23 protein-coding genes are annotated in these 26957 nt (G+C 45.8%); 21 read left to right on the forward strand and 2 right to left on the reverse strand.

From position 1 onward, the window contains the following. Positions 1-11: 11 nt before the first annotated feature. The 21 genes from DFP79_RS15620 to DFP79_RS18185 all read left to right on the forward strand — a co-directional run bounded on the left by DFP79_RS15620 (position 12) and on the right by DFP79_RS18185 (position 25124). Positions 12-2144, forward strand: a complete 2133-nt coding sequence (locus tag DFP79_RS15620) for an alpha-galactosidase (protein ID WP_243730293.1) — start codon at positions 12-14, stop codon at positions 2142-2144. Between the two features lie 13 nt (positions 2145-2157). Then, positions 2158-3945, forward strand: coding sequence for an IlvD/Edd family dehydratase (locus DFP79_RS15625; RefSeq protein ID WP_133504883.1), 1788 nt, complete (start codon positions 2158-2160; stop codon positions 3943-3945). Next, entirely contained in the window at positions 3945-4709 is a 765-nt protein-coding gene (locus DFP79_RS15630) for an SDR family NAD(P)-dependent oxidoreductase (RefSeq protein WP_133504884.1), read from the forward strand. The genes DFP79_RS15625 and DFP79_RS15630 overlap by 1 nt, the downstream gene beginning before the upstream one ends. Continuing rightward, the gene (locus tag DFP79_RS15635; protein WP_133504885.1) at positions 4706-5635 is read left to right on the forward strand and encodes a 2-dehydro-3-deoxygalactonokinase; all 930 of its coding nucleotides are present in this window, start codon (positions 4706-4708) and stop codon (positions 5633-5635) included. Before DFP79_RS15630 ends, DFP79_RS15635 begins: the two co-directional genes overlap by 4 nt. Positions 5636-5722: 87 nt before the next feature. After that, the gene (locus DFP79_RS15640) at positions 5723-6364 is read left to right on the forward strand and encodes a 2-dehydro-3-deoxy-6-phosphogalactonate aldolase (protein ID WP_133504886.1); all 642 of its coding nucleotides are present in this window, start codon (positions 5723-5725) and stop codon (positions 6362-6364) included. Between the two features lie 5 nt (positions 6365-6369). Next, positions 6370-7272, forward strand: coding sequence for an SMP-30/gluconolactonase/LRE family protein (locus tag DFP79_RS15645; RefSeq protein WP_243730294.1), 903 nt, complete (start codon positions 6370-6372; stop codon positions 7270-7272). A 44-nt stretch (positions 7273-7316) separates the two neighbouring features. Beyond that, entirely contained in the window at positions 7317-9305 is a 1989-nt protein-coding gene (locus DFP79_RS15650; RefSeq protein WP_133504887.1) for a beta-galactosidase, read from the forward strand. 186 nt (positions 9306-9491) lie between these two features. Continuing rightward, the gene (locus DFP79_RS15655; RefSeq protein WP_133504888.1) at positions 9492-10715 is read left to right on the forward strand and encodes an ABC transporter substrate-binding protein; all 1224 of its coding nucleotides are present in this window, start codon (positions 9492-9494) and stop codon (positions 10713-10715) included. A gap of 162 nt (positions 10716-10877) precedes the next feature. Then, positions 10878-11333, forward strand: a complete 456-nt coding sequence (locus DFP79_RS15660) for a GNAT family N-acetyltransferase (protein WP_133504889.1) — start codon at positions 10878-10880, stop codon at positions 11331-11333. 141 nt (positions 11334-11474) lie between these two features. Next, complete coding sequence (locus DFP79_RS15665) at positions 11475-12473, forward strand: TAXI family TRAP transporter solute-binding subunit (RefSeq protein ID WP_243730295.1); 999 nt, start codon at positions 11475-11477, stop codon at positions 12471-12473. A gap of 97 nt (positions 12474-12570) precedes the next feature. Beyond that, a complete protein-coding gene (locus DFP79_RS15670; protein ID WP_243730296.1) occupies positions 12571-14520 on the forward strand; it encodes a TRAP transporter permease in 1950 nt (649 codons plus the stop codon). A 13-nt stretch (positions 14521-14533) separates the two neighbouring features. Then, positions 14534-15844 carry a sulfatase-like hydrolase/transferase gene (locus tag DFP79_RS15675; protein ID WP_133504890.1) on the forward strand — a complete coding sequence of 437 codons (1311 nt, stop codon included), beginning with the start codon at positions 14534-14536 and terminating at the stop codon, positions 15842-15844. Between the two features lie 161 nt (positions 15845-16005). Beyond that, positions 16006-16935, forward strand: coding sequence for a LysR family transcriptional regulator (locus DFP79_RS15680; protein ID WP_133504891.1), 930 nt, complete (start codon positions 16006-16008; stop codon positions 16933-16935). Positions 16936-17045: 110 nt separating this feature from the next. Further along, complete coding sequence (locus DFP79_RS15685; protein WP_133504892.1) at positions 17046-17921, forward strand: dioxygenase family protein; 876 nt, start codon at positions 17046-17048, stop codon at positions 17919-17921. A 194-nt stretch (positions 17922-18115) separates the two neighbouring features. After that, positions 18116-19681 (forward strand): cation:proton antiporter family protein, encoded by a 1566-nt coding sequence (locus DFP79_RS15690; RefSeq protein WP_133504893.1) that lies wholly within the window; start codon positions 18116-18118, stop codon positions 19679-19681. A gap of 100 nt (positions 19682-19781) precedes the next feature. Beyond that, the gene (locus tag DFP79_RS15695; RefSeq protein WP_133504894.1) at positions 19782-21029 is read left to right on the forward strand and encodes a multidrug effflux MFS transporter; all 1248 of its coding nucleotides are present in this window, start codon (positions 19782-19784) and stop codon (positions 21027-21029) included. A 59-nt stretch (positions 21030-21088) separates the two neighbouring features. Next, positions 21089-22408, forward strand: coding sequence for an MATE family efflux transporter (locus DFP79_RS15700; protein ID WP_133504895.1), 1320 nt, complete (start codon positions 21089-21091; stop codon positions 22406-22408). A gap of 290 nt (positions 22409-22698) precedes the next feature. Continuing rightward, complete coding sequence (locus tag DFP79_RS15705) at positions 22699-23382, forward strand: MotA/TolQ/ExbB proton channel family protein (RefSeq protein ID WP_133504896.1); 684 nt, start codon at positions 22699-22701, stop codon at positions 23380-23382. Continuing rightward, a complete protein-coding gene (locus tag DFP79_RS15710) occupies positions 23372-23794 on the forward strand; it encodes an ExbD/TolR family protein (protein WP_133504897.1) in 423 nt (140 codons plus the stop codon). The genes DFP79_RS15705 and DFP79_RS15710 overlap by 11 nt, the downstream gene beginning before the upstream one ends. Beyond that, a complete protein-coding gene (locus tag DFP79_RS15715; RefSeq protein ID WP_133504898.1) occupies positions 23791-24222 on the forward strand; it encodes an ExbD/TolR family protein in 432 nt (143 codons plus the stop codon). The genes DFP79_RS15710 and DFP79_RS15715 overlap by 4 nt, the downstream gene beginning before the upstream one ends. Beyond that, a complete protein-coding gene (locus DFP79_RS18185) occupies positions 24219-25124 on the forward strand; it encodes an energy transducer TonB (RefSeq protein ID WP_208111446.1) in 906 nt (301 codons plus the stop codon). Before DFP79_RS15715 ends, DFP79_RS18185 begins: the two co-directional genes overlap by 4 nt. A gap of 29 nt (positions 25125-25153) precedes the next feature. Here DFP79_RS18185 and mltA read toward each other — a convergent pair whose 3' ends face one another. Next, positions 25154-26275: a murein transglycosylase A gene (gene mltA / locus DFP79_RS15730; protein WP_133504900.1), complete on the reverse strand. Its 1122-nt coding sequence runs from the start codon at positions 26273-26275 to the stop codon at positions 25154-25156. A gap of 46 nt (positions 26276-26321) precedes the next feature. Then, positions 26322-26900 carry a DNA-J related domain-containing protein gene (locus DFP79_RS15735; protein ID WP_133504901.1) on the reverse strand — a complete coding sequence of 193 codons (579 nt, stop codon included), beginning with the start codon at positions 26898-26900 and terminating at the stop codon, positions 26322-26324. Positions 26901-26957 lie beyond the last annotated feature (57 nt).

Raw genomic sequence — 26957 nt, forward strand, 5'->3', positions numbered from 1 at the left:
AGGTTCCAGACGTGAGTAGAGCTTTAAATACAATGAATTATGTTCGACAAGATTGCGCAGGAAAAACGTTAATTTTAGCGTTGCCTGATCAAGGTGCTCCGGAGTTACTGTACTTTGGCGAAGAGCTGCCTGCGCATACCAATATAGAAAGCGTTTACCTTGTTTTATCTTCCGCCTTGCCAAATTCAAGTTTAAACGAACCCTATCGCCTGAGCCTGATCCCGGAAGCAGGGCGTGGTTGGATGGCCACGCCAGGCGTTGAAGTCTTTTCCAATGAATTGGCAGCGTGGTCGTTAGCGTGGGAAGTTCATACGGTAAATGAAAATGTGGCTGGCTTTGCGATTCGCCTAGAAGATCGTCATGCTGAACTGGAGCTGATTTTTCAGATTGGTATTAAAGAAAGCGGCGTTCTTGGCTTGTCATTAGAGCTGATAAATACGGGTAGGGAACCGGTTCAAGTCGTGCGCTTGGCTTCGACCTTTCCGTGTCTCAGTAATTTCACCCAAAAAATGAGCTTCTACGGGCGTTGGTGTCAGGAGTTTCAACACCAAACCTCACAGTGGAATGATACATGGATTCAGGAAAGTCGATATGGCAGATCTGGGCATGAAAACTTTCCCGGAGTGGTGCTTGGCGAGTCGAATTTTTCTGAGCAAACGGGTGAAGTGGTCGGTGCTCATCTTGCTTGGAGTGGAAATCACAGCTTACGAGCGGATGTAGCGATGACTGGAGAGCGATACCTTCAAGCGGGTGCATTGTACTTGCCCGGCGAAGAGGTCTTGCATACCGGAGAATCGACCAAAACGCCGGAGTTATTGATCGCGCATTCTTGTCAGGGTTTAAATGGAGTGAGCCAGCAATTTCATCGAGAAGCACGAGCGCGAACGAAATTAACGAAGCCACGACCCGTTCACATTAATACTTGGGAAGCCTTCTATTTTGATCATGATCTCGAACAATTGTGCTTGTTAGCGAGTCGTGCGGCAGAAGTGGGTGTTGAGCGGTATATTTTAGACGATGGCTGGTTCAAAGGGCGTAACGATGATACATCGGCGCTTGGAGATTGGTACGTTGATGAGCAAAAATACCCTAATGGCCTTACTCCCCTTATTGATCACGTAAAATCTCTCGGTATGGAGTTTGGACTTTGGGTCGAACCTGAAATGGTGAATCCAGATTCCGCTCTTTATCGAGCGCACCCTGATTGGGTATTAGAATTGCCAGCGAAAGAGCATCTGTTATTTCGAAATCAACTGGTATTAAACCTTGCGAATCCCGATGCCTATGTTGCCATTCGTGGTCGACTTTTTGACCTGCTAAATCATTATGACATTGATTATATCAAGTGGGATATGAACCGCGATTACGTCTCGCCATCGGGTGATATTCACCCTCAGGCGTTGGCTCAAGTGACGGCTTTGTATCGCTTGCTTGGCGAATTAAATGATGCGTTTCCTGAGCTCGAAATAGAAAGCTGTGCATCCGGCGGCGCGCGCGTGGATTTTGGTATTTTGAATTACACGAAACGTTTTTGGACCTCCGACTGTAACGATGCATTGGAACGTCAAACGATCCAGCGTGGCTTTAGTTACTTCTTTCCTCCTGAAGTTATGGGCGCTCACATTGGTCCAGATAAGAGCCATACCACTAGTCGAATTCACGATGTGGTCTTTCGAGCAGGAACGGCCATTCAAGGGCATTTGGGCATTGAGTGGAATTTATTGCAAGCGACCGATGAGCAAAAATCCAATATCGCCGACTGGATTGAGTGCTACAAAGCACATCGAGAGTTAATGCACTCGGCCAATTTATATCGTCTGCCGAGTGTTGATGGATGCGCTCAGACTCAATGGTATCTAAACGATGAAAAAACCGAAGGTTTGGCCATTTACAGTCAGCTTGCTATGCCAAAACGCGTACACCCAGATCGTCTTCGCTTACCTGCACTTGAAGCTTTGAGTTTATATCGCGTTGAAGTGATTGCGCACAGTCCAATGCCAAGCCACTTAATGCAACAAAAGCCTGCTTGGTGGCAACAGAAAATTCAGCTTAACGGAGCCTCTCTAGAACGCGTAGGCATCCAGTTACCCGTTATGGACCCAGAGTCCGTTTTACTGCTGCGCGTAAGCGTTGCAGACGTTTAAGGAGTTTCCCCTAATGTCCGACAAAAAATTGTCTGAAAATAAGCCTGACACTATCAAAGCGTCTCAACCAGATAAAGCGCCGCAGCCTAAAAAAGAGCTTCGCAGTAAGCAGTGGTACGGCAAACTCGATAAAGACGGCTTTATTCATCGCAGCTGGATGAAAAACCAAGGACTACCGGATCACAGTTTTGATGGTCGTCCTATTATCGGTATTTGTAATTCATGGAGTGAATTGACGCCTTGTAATGCGCATTTAAGAGAGCTTGCCGAATACGTTAAACGCGGTGTTTGGGAAGCAGGTGGCGTGCCTTTAGAGTTTCCTGTTATGTCATTAGGCGAAACTCAAATGAAGCCCACTGCCATGTTATTTCGAAATCTGATGAGCATGGATGTGGAAGAGTCTATTCGAGCGTATGGCATGGACGGTGTGGTGTTGTTGGGTGGCTGTGATAAAACCACTCCCGCTCAATTGATGGGCGCTGCATCCGTTGATTTACCGGCCATTGTCGTGTCGTCTGGTCCGATGCTGAACGGCAAATATCGCGGTAAAGACATTGGTTCCGGTACCGATGTATGGAAATTCAGCGAAGCGGTTCGTGGTGGCTCAATGACGCTGGACGAGTTTATGCGCGCTGAATCCGGCATGTCACGTTCTCGTGGAACTTGTATGACAATGGGGACGGCTTCTACGATGTCTTGTTTAACGGAAGCATTGGGAATGTCATTGCCCGAAAACGGCACCTTGCCCGCGGTAGACGCAAGACGTCAGGCGCTGGCGCATCTGACGGGCGCTCGCATTGTTTCAATGGTGAAAGAAGACCTTAAACCGTCGGATATCTTAACCAAAGCCGCTTTTGAAAATGCCATTCGCGCGAACGCCGCAATTGGTGGTTCAACAAACGCAGTGGTGCATCTTCTGGCTCTAGCGGGTCGAGTCGGTGTTGATTTGTCTTTAGCCGACTGGGATCGCATTGGTGCCACCGTACCTTGTATTGTGGATCTTATGCCATCGGGACAGTATTTAATGGAAGATTTTCATTATGCTGGTGGCTTTCCTGCGCTCCTTAATCGAATGGCAGAACTGTTCGATATGGATGCGAAAACCGTCACAGGTGCCACGCAAGCGGAGATATGCGTAGATGCAGAATGCTTCAATGATGAGGTCATTCGCCCGCTCGATAATCCATTACGGGACAACGCAGGCATTGCCGTTTTGAAAGGCAATTTGGCACCACAAGGTGCGATTATAAAACCGAGTGCCGCGACCCCAGCTTTGCTGAAGCATACGGGTAAAGCCGTGGTCTTTGAAAATATCGAAGATTACAAAGCGCGCATCGATACCGATGAACTGGATGTCGATGAGCATTCCATTCTGGTCTTGAAAGGATGCGGACCAAAAGGCTACCCCGGTATGCCAGAAGTTGGAAACATGGCGCTGCCTCGTAAGGTTCTTGAAAAAGGTGTGACAGACATGGTGCGGATCAGTGACGCACGTATGAGTGGCACCGCATTTGGCACCGTCGTTCTTCATGTTTCTCCAGAGTCGACGATAGGAGGTCCACTTGCTTTGGTTCAATCGGGCGATGAAATTACATTGGATGTTGAGACACGCTTGCTTCAATTGAACGTTACCGATGAAGAGTTAGCATCACGCAAAGCCGCATGGCAATCACAAGAAAGTGAATATCATCGAGGTTATGCGAAGCTCTACATTGACCATGTAATGCAGGCCGATCAGGGAGCCGATTTGGATTTTCTAGTCGGTAAAAGCGGTTCAGTTGTGAAAAGGGAGTCTCACTAATGACAAGCGTAACAAAGTACTCATCTGTTGAGGGTCAACATGTGCTTGTGACTGGCGGAGCCAGTGGCATCGGCGAGGCCATTGTGGAAGCCTTTGCCAAGCAAGGAGCAAGGGTTAGTTTTTTTGATTTGGACGAAAAGGCAGGGAGTGCGTTAGTCGCTCGATTAGAAGAAAAGGGCTTTGATGTCCACTTTTCCTGCGTCGATCTTATGGACATTGAGTCCCTTCAAACGACCATATCGAGCCGAATCAATGCGTGGGGTTACGTTGCGACCTTAATCAATAATGCGGCAAACGATCAACGTCACGATCTTCAGAGTATGACCTCCGCCCAGTTTGATGCCTGCATGCAGGTGAACTTAAAGCATCACTTCTTTGCCGCTCAATCTGTCGCGACGGGTATGGCGGAACAAGGTGCGGGTTCGATCATCAATATGAGTTCTAATTCGTGGATGCTTGGGCTGTCAGGTTACCCAGGTTATGTCACTGCGAAAGCAGGTATATCTGGGTTAACGAAAGGCCTAGCTCGTGAGCTGGGAGGTGATGGAATTCGAGTTAATACCGTTTTGCCAGGTTGGGTAATGACTCAAAAACAAAAAGATTTGTGGCTGACGCCGGAAGCCGAAGCTGAATTGATGGTGCAGCAGGCACTGAAAACTAAAATCGAGCCAGAAGACGTCGCGAACATGGTTGTATTTTTGGCTGCTGACGAAAGCCGAATGATCTCAGGTCAGAGTTTGGTTGTCGATGGAGGTCGGCTATGAGTGGCTCACCCATGTTTATCGCAGTGGATTGGGGTACCTCCAATTTACGGGTATTTCTTATCGATAGGCTCGGCACGATTCTGGATCAAAAGCAAAGCGATCAAGGAATGTTGGGTCTGGCTCCTGAGGCGTTTGAGTCGACGCTTGCAGACATTGTTGCGCCTTGGCTTGAACATAATGTGCCTATTTATATGGCAGGTATGGTCGGCAGTAAAGGTGGGTGGCAGGAAGTCCCTTATCTTCAATGCCCGCATTTGCTAACAGAGTTAAGCGCCAACCTTGTACAACTCGAAACGACCTTACCCGTTGATGTGTACATTGTTCCCGGTGCTCAAGGCATAGGTGTTGGACAACAAGCCGATGTGATGCGAGGTGAAGAAACGCAACTATTAGGCTTGTGGAAAAAGCTTTCGATGGACGCCAGTGTCGACAGCAATAAAGAAATTTTCTTCTGCATGCCGGGGACGCATTGTAAATGGGGGCGTATTGAAAAGGGCGAATTGAAACAGTTTTCTACCACTTTTTCAGGAGAGTTGTACGCTAAGTTATCACAAGAATCGAGCCTTGTTAAAGGCATCTCGTCAAGTGATTCATTCGATCCTGAGGTCTTTCAAAAAGGCTTGGACACATCGAAAAAAGAGGGTGGATTACTGCATCACTTATTTTCCGTTCGCAGTCGTCAGGTGACGGGTGAAATGTCCGATGCGGCAGTCTTTGATTATTTGTCAGGAATCATTGTGGGAAACGATGTCAGCGAAATGTCGGAGTGTCTTCATTTGAAAGGCAAACGATTGTATGTCATCGGTTCCAGTTTATTGGCGCAACGTTATCGAATGGCTTTGAGTGAGAGCGATACCTTCGTTGTGCAGGTTGATGCCAGCGAAGCGAGCATTCTCGGTCTCACGACCATCGCGGATGCGCAATAACATACAACGTACTTCACATCGTTTTTTTAGCGTAACAATAAAAATACATTTTCGATCGCAGACCTGTCTGATCGGAGGGATAGAAATATGACTTTTGAAGAACAAATGAATCGTTTTCCGCTGGTGGCTATATTGCGAGGCATTAAACCAAGCGAAGTGCTGGCTCACGTCGAGGAACTGATAAATGTCGGCTTTGGTATTATCGAAGTGCCACTCAATTCGCCGGAGCCATTTACAAGTATTGCAGCCGTTCAGGAAGCGTACGGAGACAGAGCGCTCATCGGCGCAGGCACTGTTTTGACGACCGAGCAGGTGGCGCAGTTAGCGGATACAGGCGCTAAATTGATGGTGAGCCCGCATACGGATCCGAATCTGATTCGATGCGCGAAAGAAAAAGGCTTATATGCGCTACCCGGTTTCTTCTCGGCGAGCGAAGCTTTTAGTGCGCTTCAAGCTGGAGCGGATGGTTTGAAACTGTTTCCGGCAGAAGCACTACCTTCTCCTAATGTTATTAAAGCGCTCGGTGCCGTGATTCCAAAACACGTCTGGATATGCCCTGTGGGCGGTGTTACGCCGTCTAATATGGACGTCTATTTGGATGCTGGTGCACGAGGGTTTGGGTTGGGCTCTGCATTGTACAAAGCAGGGCAAAGTGTTGAAACCACTGCAAATAACGCGAAAGCTTTCGCCGCGAGCTGGCAGGCTTACCAAGCTCACAAGGGGAATTAATCGCGATGACCACTTTAGAAAACGAAATCTCAATTTCACCTCAGATTACGCCAATCAGCAGCGAGCGACACACCCTAGCCGAAGGGCCATTCTGGTGTGCAGAAACTGAGTGTCTGTTTTGGGTTGATATTCCAAAGCAGCAAGTTTGGAGATGGTCATCACAGACTCAAGAGACGCGTTCGTGGCACATGCCCAAAAAAGTCTCAGCAGTGTTTGCGTCTCAAGCACCGAACTTGGTCGTTGTATTGTCCGACGGCGTTGCAATCTTTGATACCGAAACCGAGATCATCGAATATTTGGTTACGCTGGATGAAGATCGTCCGAGCAATCGTACAAATGACGCGAAAGTTGCACCAGACGGAAGTCTTTGGGTAGGAACGATGGACGACAATGAAGTTCAGAAGTCGGGTCGTTTATGGCGGGTTACTCCTCATGGTGAGAAGCAAAAGATGCTCGACAACGTTGGCATCTCGAATACATTGGCATGGGATGAAAGCCGAGATCGATTCTACTTCGCCGATTCCATGGCTGGTGAAATACACCAGTTTCCTTACCCTAATTTCACGGATACAAGAAACCACAGCCCTTTCGCAAAAGTCGAAATAGGAGCGCCAGATGGATCAGCGATTGATGCTGACGGATGCCTTTGGAATGCACAGTGGGACGGTCAAAAAGTTGTTAAATATTCGCCTGCAGGGAACGTATTAATGACGGTTCAACTGCCATTTGCCAGACCGACAAGTTGTGCATTTGGCGGAAAAAATGGCAACACCTTATTCATTACGTCGGCAAGTGTTGGCCTGACCGATAAGCAGTTAGCACAGAGCCCACTGTCGGGACATGTTGTTGCCATCGAAGTAGACGCGAGCGGCTCAGCTGGAGCGCCGTTTCAAATAAGCGACTATTAAGCAACCGTTAAGCAAATCAAACAAAGATTTTCTGGAGTATAAAAATGAAACTAGGTGTGTGTTATTACCCTGAACACTGGCCTAAAGCTCGATGGGTGCAAGATGCACAACAGATGCGAGAAATTGGTATTGAATACGTTCGCGTTGGTGAGTTTAGCTGGAGCCGACTGGAGCCTGCGCCGGGAGAATTAGACTGGAGTTGGTTGGACGAATCATTAGCTGTTCTTCATCAACACGGGTTAAAGGTCGTGTTAGGAACACCGACACCGACGCCCCCGAAATGGCTCGTTGATCAACACCCAGACATGTTGGCAAAAGATGAAAATGGCAATGTCCGAGGGTTTGGCTCTCGTCGACATTATACTTTCGCCAGTACATCGTATCGTACCGAAGTGGATCGAATTGTGACGCTAATGGCGCAGCGCTATGGCGAGCACCCCGCAGTTTATGCGTGGCAAACGGATAATGAATACGGTTGTCACGATACTATACTGAGTTATGCCGACGCAGATCTTATTGCGTTCCGTATTTGGCTAAAAGAAAAGTACGGCTCTATTTCTGAGCTGAATACCGCGTGGGGGAATGTGTTTTGGAGCATGGAGTATCGAAGCTTTGATGAGATCGAATTGCCCAATTTAACCGTCACTGAGGCGAACCCCATTCATCGTCTTGATTTTCAGCGGTGTTGTTCCGATCAGGTTGTGGCTTACAACAAACTTCAAACGGAAATTCTGCGTAAATTCTCTCCCGATAGAGACCTTATTCACAATTATATGGGCTTTTTCACGGCGTTTGATCACTACAAAGTGGGAAATGATCTCGATATTGCCAGTTGGGATACTTATCCTTTGGGCTTTTTGGATCAAGAAGATATTTATCGTGATGATGAGAAACAACGCTATATGCGCACCGGCCACCCCGATTTCGGTGCGTTTCATCATGATCTTTACCGTGCGTGCGGTAAAGGACGTTTATGGATCATGGAGCAACAACCCGGCCCAGTGAATTGGGCGCCTCATAATCCCGCTCCAGCAAACGGTGCGGTGAGACTCTGGACGTGGGAAGCGTTTTCGCACGGTGCTGAAGTTGTCTCCTATTTTCGTTGGCGTCAGGCTCCGTTTGCTCAAGAGCAAATGCACGCAGGTTTATTGCGTACCGATGGCGAGTATGCGGAAGCGGCATTTGAGGCCAAACAAGTCAGTTCGGACGTCGAGCAGCTTGCTCATCAATTAGATCTTTCTGTGGATGATTTAATGGCGTTGCCGAGTAAAGGGCAAGTCGCATTAGTATTTGATTACGACAGTTGTTGGACTTTTGATATTCAGCCTCAATCGAACGCTTACCGATATATGTCTTGGTTCTATCGTTGTTATGAAGCTATTCGAAAGTTGGGATTGAGTATTGATATTGTTTCCCCTCAATCTGAGTTTGAAGGGTATGAAATGCTCGTGTTGCCGGCTCAGGCTAACATTGATCAAGAGATGCTTTTGCGTCTTCAGGCGTTTGAAGGTCGTATTCTCTTTGGCCCTAGATCGGGCAGTAAAACATCGGATTACCGAATTCCAGATAACCTTGCTCCGGGTAAAGTGCAAGCGTTAGTGGATGTGGTTGTTGAGCGAGTCGACGCTTTACCCAAGCATACTCAACTTAATGTTTATGGAAGCTGGGGGCGAGGTGCGATTCAGAATTGGCATGAACAATTGAAAGCCGAGCCGAAAGAACGTCCGCAGGAAGTCTTGCTGAAAACAGATAACGGCACGCCCGTTTTGGTGAAACAACTGAACAGTTACTATCTGGGATCTTGTGTGGATGACGGGTTGCTCGAACAAATATTTTCACGATTGGCGCAAAGCAGTGGGTTAACGACGAACTTTTTGCCGGAAGGGATACGAGTAAGAGATCGTGGACCGATCCGCTTTGCGTTTAACTATGGAAATGAAACGAGAGAAATAACCTTCTCAGGGTATGAAAAGCTGTTAGGAAGTAATGCTTTAGGGCAATGCGACCTTTCGATTTGGCGGGCGACATCCTAATTTACGCTCGATTTTAATCGATCTGTTTACAACTTAAATATTACTTATTGGAACTGTGTTTCGTTATTGACTTGGTGAGGTGTATGTACAATACTGGAACCAAGTTCCATAAAAAGTCAGCGTTAAATAATAATAAAGTTATTATGTAAACCAGTAGAGAAATAACAATAAGAGGCTCAGAAAAATATGAACATTTTACATTCATGGGCGGCGGGTTCTATGGCATTAATTGCTGCAACGGCAGCCAATGCGGGAACTTTGGTGATCAATTCTGATCAGGCTGATCCTGCACCAAAAGCGGCGTTCGCTGAAATCGTTTCTAAATTTGAAGCAGAGAACCCAGATGTTGACGTGAAGTACAACCTTTATGATAAAGAAGGCTATAAGACAGCCATTCGTAACTGGTTGGCGACAACACCTCCAGATTTGGTCTTTTGGTATGCGGGTAACCGTATGAAAACCTTCGTGGATCGTGGATTGTTTGAAGATGTAAGCGATATTTGGCAAGAGCACAACCTTTACTCCGATATGGCGTCAGCCAAGCCTGCGATGACGGTCAACGATAAACAATGGGGTGTGCCGTATACCTTCTATCAATGGGGTGTTTACTACCGAAAAGACATCTTTGAAAAGTTGAACATAGAAGAGCCCAAAACGTGGCAAGACTTTTTGTCTGCTAGTAAAACTTTGAAAGCCAACGAGATTGCTCCCGTAGCGATTGGTACTAAATATCTATGGACCGCTGCGGGCTGGTTCGATTATCTAAACATGCGTACAAACGGTTTGAAATTTCACATCGATTTGATGGATGGCAAGATTCCGTATACGGATGACCGTGTTAAGAAAACATTTGAGCACTGGAAAGAGCTTATCGAGCCGGGTTACTTCCTTGAGAACCATGCATCGTATTCTTGGCAGGAAGCACAGCCATTTTTGTACAATGGCAAAGCGGCAATGTATCTGATTGGTAATTTCATCACGCCAAACTTCCCTAAAGAGCTGGATGGAAAAATGGGGTTCTTCCAATTTCCACAAATCAATCCTAACGTAGGCATGTTTGAAGACGCACCGATGGATACGATCCATATCCCTTCAAAAGCGAAAAACAAAGAGGATGCTCGGAAATTCTTAGAGTTCATGGCACGTGCGGATAATCAAACGTTAGTGAATAAGGCGCTTTTGCAGATTCCGCCACATAAAGATGCGACAGCCCCTGATAACTACTTCTTGAACAAAGGTGTTTCAATGCTGAAAGCGGCAGATGGTACGGCTCAGTTCTATGACCGAGACACGGATCCGGCAATGGCGCAGGAAGGTATGAAAGGCTTTCAAGAGTTCATGGTGAAACCTGAGCGTATGGATGCGATCCTGAAACGTTTGGAGCGTGTTCGTAAACGTACGTTTAAATAACAGATCTGTTGATCTAATCGTGTCGTTGTAAAGTAGAGTGTTGAAAACCAGATATCTTTTTAGGGTGTCTGGTTTTTTCTATTAAGCATTGTGATGGTGTTTTACTTTGCCTTTGATATGATTCTTGATGTTATTCAAAAGTGAAGAAGGGAGTCAAAGAGAATGCGCATCACAGTAGACAATGTGCAAAGCAAAGACATTATAGAGTTGCTTACTTTCCACCACGAGAATATGTTTTCGTTAAGTCCGCCAGAAAGTGCTCATGTGTTAGATCTTGAGGAAATGAAAGATCCAAGTATCACGCTTTGGTCTGTTTGGATTGATGAGGAGTTGGCGGGTTGTGGTGCTTTAAAAGAGTTGGATAAAGGTCATGGAGAGATTAAATCCATGCGTACATATCCAAAGTTTCTTCGTCGTGGTGTCGCGTCACGTATGCTTAAGGTCATTATTGAAGAAGCTAAGCTGCGAAACTACCGCAATCTTAGCTTAGAAACAGGCACTCCCGAACCCTTTTTACCCGCACAAAAACTGTATCAATCTCATGGCTTCGAATATTGCCCACCTTTTGCCAGTTATGTTGAAGACCCTTACAGTGTCTTTATGACGAAAGTGCTTTAAGAGTGAATGAATCAAAGGTTTGTCTTTACTTTTTTGTATTCATTAATGATTGATTAGAGCCATAAAGTAGTATTTTACGAATACTTAATCCTCACATAGGATAGTGAAATCAAAATAAAAATAACACCGAGGGAATCGAAAATGAGTACACGTGTACGTGTTGGATATCGGGCGATTACAATGGCCAGCTGTGCGTTATTAGCGCTGACTTCTGCTAACGTTCGATCTGAACAAATTGCAATGGAAACCGCTGGGGCAGCAAGTGTATTAGCCATGATTCCCCAAGCGATGGCTCCTTATTGGAGTGACGCAGGTGTGGATTTACAGCTTTCATTAGGGCAGACACTTACAAAATCACTTCTGAAACTTGGCCGTGGAAAATTAGATACGGCCGTTGTTCCTCCTAGTGCATTTGTTTCTATGCAACATGCACGTCCTCCCTATAAAAACTTAGGTAACGTCGCGAAAGAAGCGGCATCAAACGTAAGATCGTTGTTTGGTTTGCCGGGCAGTGTCTACCATGCAATTACTTGGGCTGACGACGATATTACCGAATGGAAAGACGGCGTTAACAAACGCATTTATGTCGGACCACCTGCGGGCATTGCCAACGATCAAATACATGCTTTGACCTCGGCCGCTGGGTTGAAGCCTGATCAATATGAAAGCGTTCGAGCGCCTTGGGGCGTAGGCGCACAAAGCTTCAAAGATGGGCAATTTGATATTTATATCAGCGTGTTCGGTCTTGGATCTCAAACGTTGGCAGAAATGAGTTTAAGCCGCAATATTCGTTTATTGGGTGTTCCCGGTTCGAATATGATCCCTCCTGCGGATCTGGTGATGCAGCCCACTGAAATTCCTGCACATACTTACCCAGGTCAAGTGAATGAAGAGTCAGTGTTGACTTGGCAAACTGTCATGATGATGGCCGCTAGAAAGGACCTCCCTGACGACATTGCATACAGCTTAACGAAAACGTATTTTGAAAACCGATTAGCGGTGGCCGAGAGCAATGCTTCATTATCTACTGTGGCAACGACGGATTACTTTGCAGGCGTTAATGCGCCGTTACATCCTGGCGCGGTCAAATACTACCGTGAATTAAACATCTCAATTCCTGAAAACCTACTCATAAAGTAATGTCATTACATCCTTTAGTGGTGTTTTGAAATGATGAAATGCGGTGAAGCAACGTGCTTCGCCGGCGTTTTCCTCGTCTCTTTGGGAGATCAATAAATTGACTGTTTTTTCTAGACTAAAGACGTTGAACCCTGTCTCTGTATTGAGCTTTATTGTCTGCATTTATGGGTTGCTTAACGTGATGCCTGCAATAGGAGACTTTCGAGTCGGCCCGTTTCCAATGGTCTTTTTTAGGGCTTCCTTCTTTGCTTTATGTGTTCTTGTCATTGGTTTGGCAATGATCGCCAAAAGTCGACAGCAACGCTTTGCTCCTTTTTCAGCTGTGATGAGTGTGCTGGCGACGATTGGCGCAGTTTGGAGCTGTTGGTCATTTTATAAAATCAGTGGTTCGCTCGACGATATGATGTTTTTGTTCGGTGAGCGTGAGATGTGGACTGCTGTTATAGCGTCGTCTGCGTCGATCTATTTTTGTTGGCGAATTTGGGGGTTGCCTGTTGCATTGCTCGGTATTTTCGGTGTTTTGTATATGGCGACTGGCCACCATTGGCCTGCACCGTTCCAAACGGTAAATCGCGATGTTCCGGAAATGTTGGCGCAAAATCTACTGTTTAGTCTGGATACGGGCATTTTAGGCAGTACCTTTTCGATCGTTGTTACGACGGTGTTCCCTTTCATTATCTTAGGGGCAGTTTTAGAGGGCGTAGGGGCTGGCGATTCTATGATTCGCATTGCCTTTCATTGGATGCGTAAAACGGCCGGTGGTCCAGCTCATGCGGCAATACTGTCTTCTGCGTTATTTGGCACCGTGTCAGGAAGTGCCGTAGGTAATGTAGTCGGAACGGGCGTTATTACTATTCCAATGATTAAACGGCGCGGCTTTACGCCTAATTTTGCGGGTGCAGTGGAATCTGCTGCATCGACGGGTGGGCAAATAATGCCACCGATTATGGGCGCGGCGGCACTTGTTATGGCCGACTTTGTAGGTGTGAGCTATATGACGGTCGTGATTGCAGTGTTGATTCCATCCATTGCATTTTACGGCAGTTTATTTGCCAGCGTTGTTTTCGAAAGTCGACGCCTCGGCATAAAACCACAGGATAAAGTGGACGGCGTTGATGCACCGAACCGTCAGGATTATTTGAACCTTGCGTTAATATTTATTCCGTTAGTGGTTATTGTGTTGTTGCTGACTAACGGTATGTCTCCCTCTGGTGCATCCATTGCCGCTCTCGCCTTAATGTTTCCTTTGAGCTTTATAAATCCAGAGATTCGCAAAAAACCATTACAACTTATTAAGTGTTTGTCGGTCGGTGGGCGAACGTTTGCAGGTCTTCTAATGGCCATTGCGGCGGTCAGCATTGTTATCTCTGCTCTGTCTGCGACCGGAGTTCCTATCAAATTTGGCGTACTGTTAAGCAGCCTTGTATCAGATAGTCTGTTGATCTCACTTCTCTTAACGGCAGTGTGTTGTATCGTATTAGGCATGGGAATGCCGACATTACCCGCATACGTCACTGTCGCAACGATCGCAATTCCCGCAATGCAGCAATTGGGCTTAGCACCTTTAACCGCTCACATGTTTGTGTTCTTTATCGCTGTTGGTTCTGTGATCACGCCACCGGTCGCGATTGCGGCGTTTGCAGCAGCAAGTATCTCCAAAGGAGGCCCTGTTGGAACCTCTATCACGGCGTCACGTATTGGCATCATGATTTTTGTGATTCCGTTTGCTTTTGCCTATAACCCTGAGCTTTTGACCGTAAGCCAAGCGGGAGCCGAGTTTGATTTTCTGGCTTGGAGCTGGTTACTGGTTCGCTTGGCATTTGGCATTATTTTAACGGTCAGTGCGCTTTCATTTTTCCATGTGAAGCGATTGTCTTTGCTTGAAGTTAGTGGAAGGTTAGCTGCGGCTGTCATGCTGTTATCTCCAATAGAGTATTGGAACATAGTCGGTGCGATTTTGGGTACGTGTCTATGGGCATGGCATTTAAGACAGAGTGCGAATGGGGCAAGTATGCCGTTGATGACAGCCAAAAATAATAAGACTTAAATAGGATGAACCCATGACAAATATAATTTACATCGTTGCAGACGACCTAGGCTATGCCGATTTGGGGTGCTACGGAGGGCGAGAAGCGCAATTTGGTCAGGTGTCGCCAAATATCGATAAATTAGCGGCACGGGGAAAAATGTTTCTCAATGGTTACTCAAACTCGCCTGTTTGCTCTCCGACCCGCTTTGCTTTGATGACAATGGCTTATCAATATAGGTTGAGGGGCGCTTTGGAAGAGCCACTGAACAGTAAAAGTAAGGGGAGCAGTACGCTAGGCCTCCCACCCGAGATTCCGACGCTTCCTTCACAGCTGAAAAAAGCGGGATACTACACAGGGCTGGTGGGCAAATGGCACCTAGGCTACCCGCCGTACTTTGGGCCAAGAGCATCAGGTTACGAAGAGTTCTATGGTATCATGGCCGGAGGCGTTGATTATTTTTCACACGTTAGCGGTTTAGGCGATAACGATCTTTGGATTAATGAAGAGGAGCACGACGAGGTCGGCTACCTGACGGATTTACTGTCAGATCGTGCGATCGATTTTATAGATCGACGAGCGCCTAAAAGTGCCGAGACTCCTTTCTTCTTAAGCTTGCACTATACGGCTCCGCATTGGCCTTGGGAGACGCGGGACGATGAGCATTTAGCTGATAAGATTACGTCGTTATTTCATCTAGAAGGCGGCAATATCCACACATACCAAAAGATGATCCATCATATGGATGAAGGTATTGGTAGGATAATGGAAAAACTGGATGAACATGGAATTGCTGATGACACAGTAATCGTATTTACCAGCGATAACGGCGGTGAACGTTTCTCTGATAATTGGCCTCTTGTAGGCGGTAAAATGGACTTAACGGAGGGCGGTATACGTGTGCCGTGGATTATTTCTTGGCCAAACGGTGTTGAGCCAGGAACGGTCAGTGAGCAGCTTTGCATGACGATGGATTGGTCTCGAACCTTACTCGATATTGGTCAGGGTGAACTTCCTGAAGATTACCCGATTGATGGGGTCTCGTTGTTGCCTGTGCTACAAGAAAATACGGAGTTTGAGCGTCCCTTGTATTGGCGGATGAAACACCGTAAACAAAGAGCATTAAGAATGGGGTCGTGGAAGTATCTTAAAGTGGATGAGCATGAATACCTGTTTAATATAGACAATGATGCCCGAGAACGAGCCAATCAAGCGAGGCTTCAGCCTGAGAGATTGAATGCCATGCGACAATCGTGGCTCGATTGGGATTCGACTATGCCGCCGTTGGTTGAGGATTCCGTGGTCAGTCTGGTTTATTCAAAGGCGGATATGCCACAGCGTTAAAAGAATTATCCACTTGCTGAAGTCAGAGAGCGTGTTCTTATCATCGTTAACTGCTCAAATGAATGTAAAGGTTGCATGAGGTTCTCTTGCGCTTTGACCGATTCCTTATCAGAATGAATCAGAAATTGGTTCGATCATGATGACGACAGTGGTAGTAAGTAATGGAATCAAAACACCTGATTTATTTGGCAACAGTATTGGATAAAGGGTCGATTACGGCTGCAGCGGATTATCTCAATGTTGCTCAACCGACAATGACCAGAGCAATGGCAACACTGGAAATGCAAGTGGGTGCTGAGTTGTTTACGCGAAGTCGCTTTGGCGTAAGAAGTACAACCGTTGGAGAATCCCTAGCGCGTGAAGGAAGAGTGATCCAACAGCTCCTGAAAAACGCGGAAGAACGGGCGTCTTTTTACAAGTACGGTATCACCAAAGAACTTCGTATCGCGGCAGGGCCTTTGCTGTGTACCAGTTTGGCTCCTACGATTCTTGATCAGTTCGCGGTGTCTTTTCCAGATATTGCGCTCACAGTAACCTGTTTGAACCCCGCTTCTGCTCTAGAAGGATTGCAAAACGATGAATTCGATATTGTTTTAGCGCCGCTGAACCCAGATCAGACAATTAACAGCGTGCATCGAGAACTGATTGTTCCAGATCATCTGGGGATCTTTTGCAGTCAATCTCATCCGATTGCGTTAGCAGCCAATCAGGACAAAGCATTCGAGGATTTTCGTAATGTCGAATGGCTCGGTCTAGGAATGGCATCACCGTATGAAAAGCAGGCGTACGACATGTTGCGTTCTTTAGGTATAAAAGCCACGCAAACAAAAATCATCTTTAAAAATGACGCGGTTATGCTCATTAAAATGCTGCGTACAGGCCGATATCTCGCGACGTTACCTCGCTTTCCTATTTCAGTTATGGAAGAAGCGAATGAATTAGTTGAGCTTCCTGTGCCAACGAATCGTCTTGCGAACCGAGATTTATATTTGTGGTGTAAGACAGAAATGAAGGATCAGGAAATCTTTCAAACGCTGCTAAACATCACGCAAAATGTGTGCGCTGGCCATCAATCTTCTCAGCTTACATAGAACTTACTTATCATTTACAGCTTGTAAGCGCATAAAGTTTTTTTATCTTGCTACTCTTTTTCTACAGTTTGCCAGCAGAAAATTGTATATAAGTCAGCAGGAGAGAAAGCATGTCCAATGGGAAAGAAATTTCTGTAGAAACCAAAAAAACAGGTCTTAAAAACACGCTATTAAAACGGCGTCAATTTGTAAAAGCACTGGGTTTGATTCCATTGGCTTCGGCTGTGTCGGGTCTTGGTGGGTGTGATGGCTCAGGAGCAGGGGTTGATAGTTCGACAACTTCAAGTGCGAGTTCAACGTGGGCATCAGGTACAACCGATCTAATCTCAGTGGATTATCCTAGCGATACAGTGTTTGATTCCGGCTCAACGTGTGAGGTATCGCTTACCCAGTCGACAACCGAAGGGCCATGTTACTTTCAAGATGCGACAGGTGAAGACATTTCGCTTGGATTGTCCGGCTTACCAATGCAACTTTGTTTGCGTTTGATTGACAGCAATTGTGAGCCTTTAGAAAACTATACAATTGAAGTATGGCACTGTGATATCGATGGCATTTACTCTGGAGACACGAGTGACAGCGACGATGCCAGTCACTTTAACACCGGCTTCTGTACAAACGACGAAGAAGACGCATTAGCAAGTACTTGGTATCGTGGTCAGTTGGTGACGGATTCAAGTGGGCGGGTGAATTTCAAATCGTGTTTCCCTGGTTGGTATCGAGGGCGTACGGTTCATATTCATGTTCAAATTACCAGTGAAGATCAACAAACGAGTTTGGTCACTCAGTTTTGTTTCAGCGACAGTTTGGTTACAGAGATCTTCACAGAGCATGAACTGTATAGTAGCCGAGGAGATCAGGACACGCCGCTTTCCGGTGGAACTGATACCGTATTTCCGGACGACGGGTACGATGTGTTTATGCTGACAACGGAACAGAACTCAGACAACACCATGTTAGCTTATGGAACGCTTCAGCTAACCTAACCGTAATGCGTGTCATCACTTAGTAATCCCTCTAGTCCTTCCTTCTTTTAAACAAGGTTCGTTCAGCGCGAGCCTTGTTTATATCGTGCTTTTCACGTTGATTTTTCGCCTTTTTTTTCTTAAACGTTAAATTCGTCACAGTTTCCACGTACACTGAATGGCTCTCGTATTTTGTGTGTTCGATGAGGAGCAGTATGGAGTTTGTCTGGGTTTTATTTGCGTTTGTTTGTGGACTAGCTGCCAAGTTAATTCATTTACCTCCTTTGATTGGTTTTCTCGCCGCTGGGTTTGTATTGAATTTTATGGGTATGAAATCCAGCGTCTTTCTTACGGATCTAGCGGATCTTGGTATTACTCTAATGCTGTTTTGCATCGGCCTTAAACTTCACGTGTCCGACTTATTAAAGCGAGAAGTGTGGGCTTCAACGCTTGGGCATATGGGGATATGGGTTGCTTTTACGGGAGCTCTGTCGCTCGCAGTAGGTATTGCTGGGCTGGGATATTTTGATGTTTTAGAGCTCCAGACTGCAGCTTTAATTGGGTTTGCGCTAAGCTTTTCCAGTACCGTATGTATTGTGAAGCTGTTGGAAGAATCCGGTGAAATGAAAACGCGCCATGGCCAGCTCTGCTTGGGCGTACTAGTAATGCAGGATATTGTTGCGGTCATTTTTCTGGTCTTTGCTACAGGAAAAATCCCATCGCTGGCGGCGCTGTTCTTGTTTGCTCTGATTCCAGCGAGACCGATTTTGCACAAGTTGCTTGAGAGGTCAGGTCACGGAGAAATGTTGCCTCTTACTGGATTGTTTCTAGCGCTCGGCGGGTATGAGCTTTTCTCATATCTGGGGGTTAAAGGCGATTTAGGGGCGCTGATTTTGGGAATATTGCTCGCGTCTCACGTTAAATCGTCTGAGTTGAACAAGTCTTTAATGAACTTTAAAGATTTATTCTTAATCGGCTTTTTCTTATCTATCGGGTTTACAGCATTACCGAATATTGAAATGGTCGGGCTTAGTTTGCTTGTTTCTGCGGTGATTTTATTTAAATTTTTCTTATTTTTTGGATTGTTTTCATCCCTCAGGTTACGTGGTCGTACATCCTTTTTAAGTGCGCTTGCGCTGTCTAACTACAGTGAATTTGGGCTGATTGTCGTTGCTTTGAGCGTTCAAAGTGGCTGGTTAGCAAAAGAGTGGTTAGTGATTCTCGCTTTAGCCGTTTCGATCTCATTTATCTTAACCAGCGTAGTGTACCGTCAGGCGCACGGGATCTACGGTCACTATAAAGAGTGGATCCGCCGTTTTGAACGACCAGAATGCTTACCCGCGGATACGTTTGTTCAGCCAAAAGGTACGGAAATATTGGTTGTCGGTCTTGGTCGTGTCGGCAGAGGTGCGTACGAATCTTTACGAGTATTGGAAGGTGCCTGCGTTGCGGGTATGGATGCCGATCATTTCAGAATCGAACAAATGCAGCGGGACGATCAAAATGTGTTCTATGGCGATGGGGAAGATTTAGATCTTTGGGAGCATCTTGATACAAAGGGAATTAAGCTTGTCTTGCTCGCTTTACCGTCTTCTGAGGACAGCGCAAATATAACCAGACAACTTCGTACAGCAGGATACGAAGGGCAAGTTGCCGCCATTGCAAGGTATCAAGATGAGCGAGATGATCTCTTAGCCTCTGGTATCGATAATGTATTTAACTTCTATACTGAAGCAGGTACAGGGTTTGCCGAAGAGAGTCTTGCTTTGATTAGACGTTAATTCTTCTACTTTTAAAGAATCACACAACTTCCCTCTTTTGTGAGGGAAGTCACGCTATTATATGTCGCTCTTTTGACATATCCATGGGTAACAATACAAGATGAACCAAACAAACACAGCAAAGGCTGAAGGCACCTTGGCGCGACTGTCTGAAAAGGAATTTATTGCGTTATTTGCAACCATAATGTCTTTAACTGCGCTGAGCATGGATTCTGTTCTACCCGCATTTCGTGATATTTCGGTAGATTTTCAGCTGATCGATTACCAACAAACACAATGGATTATTTCCTCTTTGGTTCTGGGCATGGTGTTTGGTGAGCTGCTCTTTGGCCCACTATCAGATTCGATTGGACGAAAAAAATGCATCGTCATTGGTGCTGTCATTTATATTATTGGATGTGTAATCGCGACGTTCGCGCAATCTATGGAAACCTTGTTGTTGGGTCGATTGATTCAAGGGTTTGGCGTGGCGGGGCCGAAAATTGCTTCGAGAGCCTTAATACGAGATCTCTATCGTGGACGAGAAATGGCTCGGATGATGTCATTTATCATGATGGTTTTTATATTAGTGCCGATGCTTGCGCCATTATTTGGACAGACGATTATGCTACTTGGTTCATGGCGCTGGATTTTTGTCGCGGCTGTCTTGCAAGCGTCTATTGGTATGACTTGGTTGATTATTCGACAGCCCGAGACCATTGCGAAGGATAATCGAAAAGCCTTCAACGTCCTCAGAATATTTCGTGACGGCATGTACATTTTAAAACGCGCAGATGTGATGGCATTTACGGTACTGGCGGGCTTTCTTTTCAGTGGTTTAATGCTCTACCTTAGCATTGCACAATCTATTTTTCAGGATGTGTATGAAGTGGGCGAATCTTTCCCGTTATACTTCGCGATGATGGCGATCGGAATGGGGGCATCCTCCTTACTTAATGGGCGAATTGTACGCAAATTTGGTACTAAACGTTTGGCGTCCACAGCGTTAAGCATCATGCTGGTCGCAGCGCTATGTATGACTATCGTTTCATTATCTTTTTCTGGCAAACCGCCTTTTTGGGCATTTATGTTAAATGGAATGGTGGTGTTTTTCTGTCAGGGGCTTATATTCGGAAACGTCAATGCAATGGCGATGGAGCCATTGGGAAAAATGGCAGGATTAGGTGCGTCGATTATTTCCGCACTCTCAAGCGTGGTGGCGATTATTGCTGCGACAACCGTGGGACAGTTTTATCATCAAAGTGTCACGCCGTTAGCGATAGGTTTTGCTACATTTTCAAGTGCAGGGCTGATTATGCTCTATGTCGGTGGTCGATTTAGAAAAGCGTACAATTCAGCGAATGCATGATTTACGGTAAGTAAGCGCTAACACCACATGTTTTTCATTTAACTTTTACGCGGCAATATATGGCGACACAACAGACGGAAACATCATTAGGCAAACAACTTTTTTCAATGACTTGGCCCATGTTGTTTGGTGTGCTCTCTATTATGAGCTTTCAATTGGCAGACAGTGCTTTCATTGGGCAATTGGGTGTTCTTCCGTTGGCTGCACAAGGTTTTACTATGCCTATTCAACTGGTTCTCATTGGGGTTCAGGTTGGATTAGGGATCGCGATGACCTCCATGATTTCCAAAGCGCTTGGTGCAAAGTTGCAAGACTATGCGCGGCAGTTGGCGGGTCTTGTGTTGTTATTAGGAACGGTAAGTGTCGCAATCTGCTGTTCTATTATTTGGTTCTTAAGTGATGGGATTCTTAGTGTATTAAGTGCGCCTGACAATGTGTATGGCGTGATCCACTCGTATTGGCCTTGGTGGCTGCTCAGCGCTCTGTTGAGTGCGTTAATTTACTTCTATTACAGTATTTGTCGCGCGAATGGGAATACGGTATTGCCAGGCACATTGATGGTCGTGACCAGTGTACTGAACATTGTGCTTGATCCTGTTTTTATTTTCGTCTTTGACTTTGGTCTCGAAGGGGCCGCCATGGCGACCATAGCCTCCATTTTTATCGGCCTATTGGTTCTAGTACCGAAAGTGTCGATTAACCATTGGCTTGTATTTAATTTCAAGGGTTTGAATATCGCTAAAACCTTGACTGAAATAGGCCACATTATGGGGCCTGCAATGGTGAGTCAGTTGCTGCCGTCTGTATCATCATTGGCAGCGACCAAACTGGTTGCAGGATTCGGCGCGACGGCCATAGCTGCATGGGCGCTGGCGTCACGCTTTGAGTTTTTTGTGATTGTTGCTGCGTTGGCTTTGACTATGTCTATGCCTCCTATGGTTGGTCGAATGCTTGGCGCTAAGTCGTTCGATGATATTGAAAAGGTCATTAAAATTGCCACACGCTTTTTATTGATCTTTCAATCCGCCGTTGCGTTGCTGTCTTTTGCACTAGCGGGGCTGTTATCGTCTGCTATGACCAGCGAAGCCGCAGTGAGCGACGTTCTTCATTGGCATTTAATGATTGTTCCGATTAGCCTTGGGCCTTTAGGCGTGTGTATGGTCATGGTCAGTATTTGCAATGCCTTAGGTAAGCCTTATCGAGCATTGCTGATTTCGGCATTAAGGTTGTTTGTATTCTTCTTACCCTGTCTATGGATTGGTGCACAAGTTGCAGATTTAAAAGGCATGTTTGTTGGAATATTAGTGGGGAATGTGCTCGCAGGGTTCAGTGCTCACAAACTTTATAAAGCCTCGCTAAAGCAGCTTCGAGCAGGTTAGCTTCTCTTTCTATATTTAGCAGGCATGCTTTTACCCCTTAAACATGTCTGCTTGTTGTATAGAGCCGTCATTCGTACTAACAGCGTTTTTCTTATCTCCTATTACTTTTACTTTTATGTGTCCGGTTATCAGTAAAATTGCTTTTTGAAGTCAATTTTTACCTGCTGTGTGGGTAATTCTGTGTTCAATTTTTCGTCAGAGAAAGCAAGTTTTTATAACATTTATATTGAAAATAACTTCGAGAATCAATATCATTTGCAGTATATGAACACGAGCTTCTGGAGAAGATCATGGCACCCGAAACACAGCAAAAAATTATCGACTTTTTAGTGGTAGGAGGTCCTGTTGTGTGGATCTTACTGGGCTTTTCGGTCGTTGCATTGACCATTGTAATGGCCAAACTGATTCAGTTTGCAGGATTAAAAGCGGAAAGTACGAAATCTGCAGACAAAGCGATTGATGCGTGGCGCAAAGACAATATTGATCTTGTGATTAAAAGTTTGCACACTCAGCGTCCTATTGACGGTGTTGTTTCTTTTGCTATTCGAGCATTGAAAAGTGGTTCGATGGATTTAGCAACGATTCGAGAAGAAACTGAACGTTTGGCGTTAAAACAACTGCACATGTTGCGCTCGTTTTTACGACCTCTTGAGGTTATTGCATCTTTGAGCCCTTTACTCGGATTGTTAGGTACGGTTCTTGGAATGATTGCTGCCTTTCAGAAAATGGAAGGCGCGGGCAGTCAGGTTGATCCGTCCGTTCTTTCTGGAGGTATATGGCAAGCACTTCTCACAACGGCTGTGGGGATTGCCGTAGCGGTTCCTGTGATGACTTTACACGCTTGGTTAGAGCGAAAAGTTGAGCGTGTCGCCCACAATATGAACGATGTGGTCACGCAAGTATTTACCTCCCGTGAAATAAAACGCGTGGATTCACTTCAAAGCAGTGCCAAAGAGGTTAAGCGTGCCGCTTAACCTAGAGCAAACAAAACGTAAAACGGGCATTAGCCTGACGCCTCTTATTGATGTGGTGTTTATTTTACTGTTGTTTTTTATGTTGACGTCGAGTTTTGTTCCTTGGCGTATAGTAGACACTCCTCTCGCCATAGCCTCATCCCCAACAAAAGACGTGACACCATTGGAAAGAGTGGTTTTTACACTTGAATCGAACGATGGGTATGTCCTATTTGAGAACAAGACCGTTGCTATAGATAACCAGCATCAAATGTCAGAATGGGTTAAGCAGAATAAAGATGCGTTAGTGGTGATTCATGCGAAAGAAGGCGTGACGTTGCAATCGCTCATGACGCTTGCAGATCAACTCAAAAAGCTAGGCGCAGCGCATGTGTCTATCGCTAATGCATTCTCGTCGATGGAGCCAAAATGAACATAGGTAAAAAGTTCATCGAGCAACGAGATGCAAGCGGTGATGACAACATGATCCCAATGATCAATGTTGTGTTCCTTATGCTGGTGTTCTTTATGGTTGCAGGTCAAATACAAAAGTCCGATCCCATCAAAGTGCAGCCTCCTGTTTCAATTAATGAAAAACGCGCTCAAACCGATCCTAACGTGCTGATTGTTGTAGGAGTAGATGCAGTTTACGTGAATGACCGCTTGTTAAAAATTGAGGAAATACAAACTGCTCTCGAACAGACATTTGAACATAGTGTCGATAAAGAAAATTTCTGGGTACAAATAAAAGCAGATGGCAGTGTGACCATTGATTCGTTGAAACCTATTTTCGCAGAGATCCGTAAGTCCGGGTTGACGAAAGTAAGTATCGCTACGCAACTGAGTCGGGCTGCACAATGATCAAGAAAGGTCACTGGATTATTGCGAGTACAGCGGCGTTGTCTCTGCATGCTGGTGCCTTCTATTTAGCCTTTTCTAATGCTCAAGAAGAAGGCAGTGTGGCAGCTGGAAGCCAAGGCGTGGAATTTGATTTAGGCATGTTAGGCGATTTGGGCGACAGCGCTGAAACTACTTTATCTAAAGAGGAAATCAGTGAGCAGCCTGTAACAGATCAAGCGAAGTTGGACGACATTGTTGAACCGGTCGAAGATCAACCAGAACCAGAACCAGAACCAGATATTACTCCGCTTGCGCCTAAGCAGGAGATCATTCCAGAAGAAATGGTTGTCGCTAAACAAGAAAGCGACATACTAATACCAGAGCCAGAGCCAGAGCCAGAGCCAGAGCCAGAGCCAGAGCCAGAGCCAGAGCCAGAGCCAGAGCCAGAGCCAGAGCCAGAGCCAGAGCCAGAGCCAGTTTTAGAATCCGTTATCATAGACAAAGCGCCAACGGTTACGCCTGTTGCGGTCGCGCCGAGTTCTGAAGGAACATCGACAGAGAAAACCGACAGTACAAGCGAATCGCAAAAGGCGTCTTCAGGGTCTGGATCATCAAGCAGCTCTGGTGCAAACGCCGGCGCTATTATGACCTATAAGAGAATGCTGACGGCGATTCTGGCGAAGAACAAAAAGTACCCAAGAGCGTCACAGCGTCGTCGTGAAGAAGGTGTTGTGCAAGTCGCATTTACGCTCGATCAAAAAGGAGAATTGGTAACGGTTTCAGTTCGCGAATCATCCGGTCATCGTCGACTTGATAAGGCAGCGTTGAAAGCGGTGAAACGGTCTCGATTCCCCGCACCGCCAGAGTCTCTATGGAGCAGCGAACTGTCGTTTACGGTGCCTGTTTTGTTTGAACAGAAGTAATAAAAATCACCTCTGTTCCATACCTGCCTTTATCTTGGAAGCAGTAACCAGACTCTTCCAAAGTGTTTTAATTGCCCTGCGTGAAAGTGCGCCTCTTCACCTATTCCTTGATACCAATCAATGTGCCCTGGTCCCTTGATTGCACCGCCTTTATCTTGGGCCAACAGCAGTCTAAATTCATGGCGAATAAGTTGTCCTGAATCGTCCAGTATGGGCAGCTCACCTAAGAGAATTGCGCCGAGCGGAATAACATTAGGGTCAACAGCAACAGAATATAACGGCGTAAGGGGAACGTTTGCCGCGCCAATCGGGCGCGTGTTGCCTTCGGCGAAGAAAAGGTAGCTTGGGTTTGTTGAAAGCAATTCTCTAACGCGATTTGGGTGGTCTGCTAACCATTGTCGTATGCTTTGAGCAGAGATGTGTTCTCGGTCTATTTCTCCGCGTTCTATAAGCTCTTTGCCCAGACTTCTGTAGGCATGACCATTAACCCCACCCCAAGAAAGCAAGGCCTGTTGACCGTCTTCATATTCGATGACTCCAGACCCTTGAACATGTAAGAAGAAGTTATCGACAAGGCTTGCAGTATAAGCAATCTCTAAACCTTTTCCATCGAGAGCGCCTTCAAAATCAATTTCTTCTCTTGTCGGGAATGAGCCGTCCGCGCTTGGTTTTGGCTTTCGATAGAGTGGGTACTTATATACGTCCGTTTTTGTATGGCTGACCTTCATGACGGGAACATAATAACCCGTTATTTGAACATTCCCTCGTTGATCTTGGCCTGTTATTTGATGTGCAGACAATTGCGGAAGGTAATGAGCATTATCCAACCATGTATTGATTTCTTGAGCTGTATTTAATAGGTCTGTTTTCGCAACGGTTAGATTGTCTAACGTGTAATTGGTCGTTTTAATTTTATTCAAATAGCGGATTTGTGATGTTAAGCCGTCTCTAAATGTAGCATCCGGCCTTGGAATACCGGGGATAAGTCGTTCTTTTAAATAAAGGTTGTCGCGTACGAGAGCGGATTCATCCCGTCCATTGTTGGGAAAATCGTTAGATGAATCAATCTCTATATTCGTACAGGCCGTAATCAGTGAACCTATGATGGCAAGGTATAAAAAATTTGAAACGCGATGAAAAAATAAATGCATAGACGCCTAATTGAGCCTGAGTATGTACTGATTACTGTAAAGCTTTTTAGTGCATTAAGCACTCATAAGCTTGCCTTAAAGATATGAAGGTGTCCGTATCTCCACCTCTATCTGGGTGAGCTTGGTGAGCGAGCTTTCGGTATTGGCGTTTAATAATATCTTTTGTTGGCGAAGGCTCATCAATGCATAAAGTACATAAGGCCGCTTCGCGTTCATCTTCGTTAACCAACCCATTGTAAAAGCTATCTAGTAGCCTTTGAACTTCGTCTTTGTCTGTTTTTTCATACTCAGACCAATCCAAATAGTAGGTTGCGAGTTTTGCATCGACACTGTCGTTCACCTCAGCAGAGCCTGTGCTGGCGCTGAGCTCTACTTGATGTAACCGGATCAGAGTGGGGTTTATATCAAGCTGAAGCTGTTCCTCAGACCACAGTGACGTTTGTAATTGATACAGCGCATTCATGATTAAAAAATGTTGACGAAAGAGTTGCAGATTCGCGTCTTCAGCTAGCTCGTTTAATTCGGGGAGGGACACTTTTAAGTTTTTTAATATATCAAATTCAGAGATGCCATCTGGGTGGTCTCGTAATTCAGAGAGTATGGGTCGGATTAAAGGGTTTCGCATAAATTATTCCCGTGTCAGTCAACGATAAAAAAATACCCGCATCCTGCGTTGTTCAGT

Origin of the sequence: Marinomonas balearica, from assembly GCF_004362145.1 — a bacterium.
Taxonomy (GTDB): domain Bacteria; phylum Pseudomonadota; class Gammaproteobacteria; order Pseudomonadales; family Marinomonadaceae; genus Marinomonas; species Marinomonas balearica.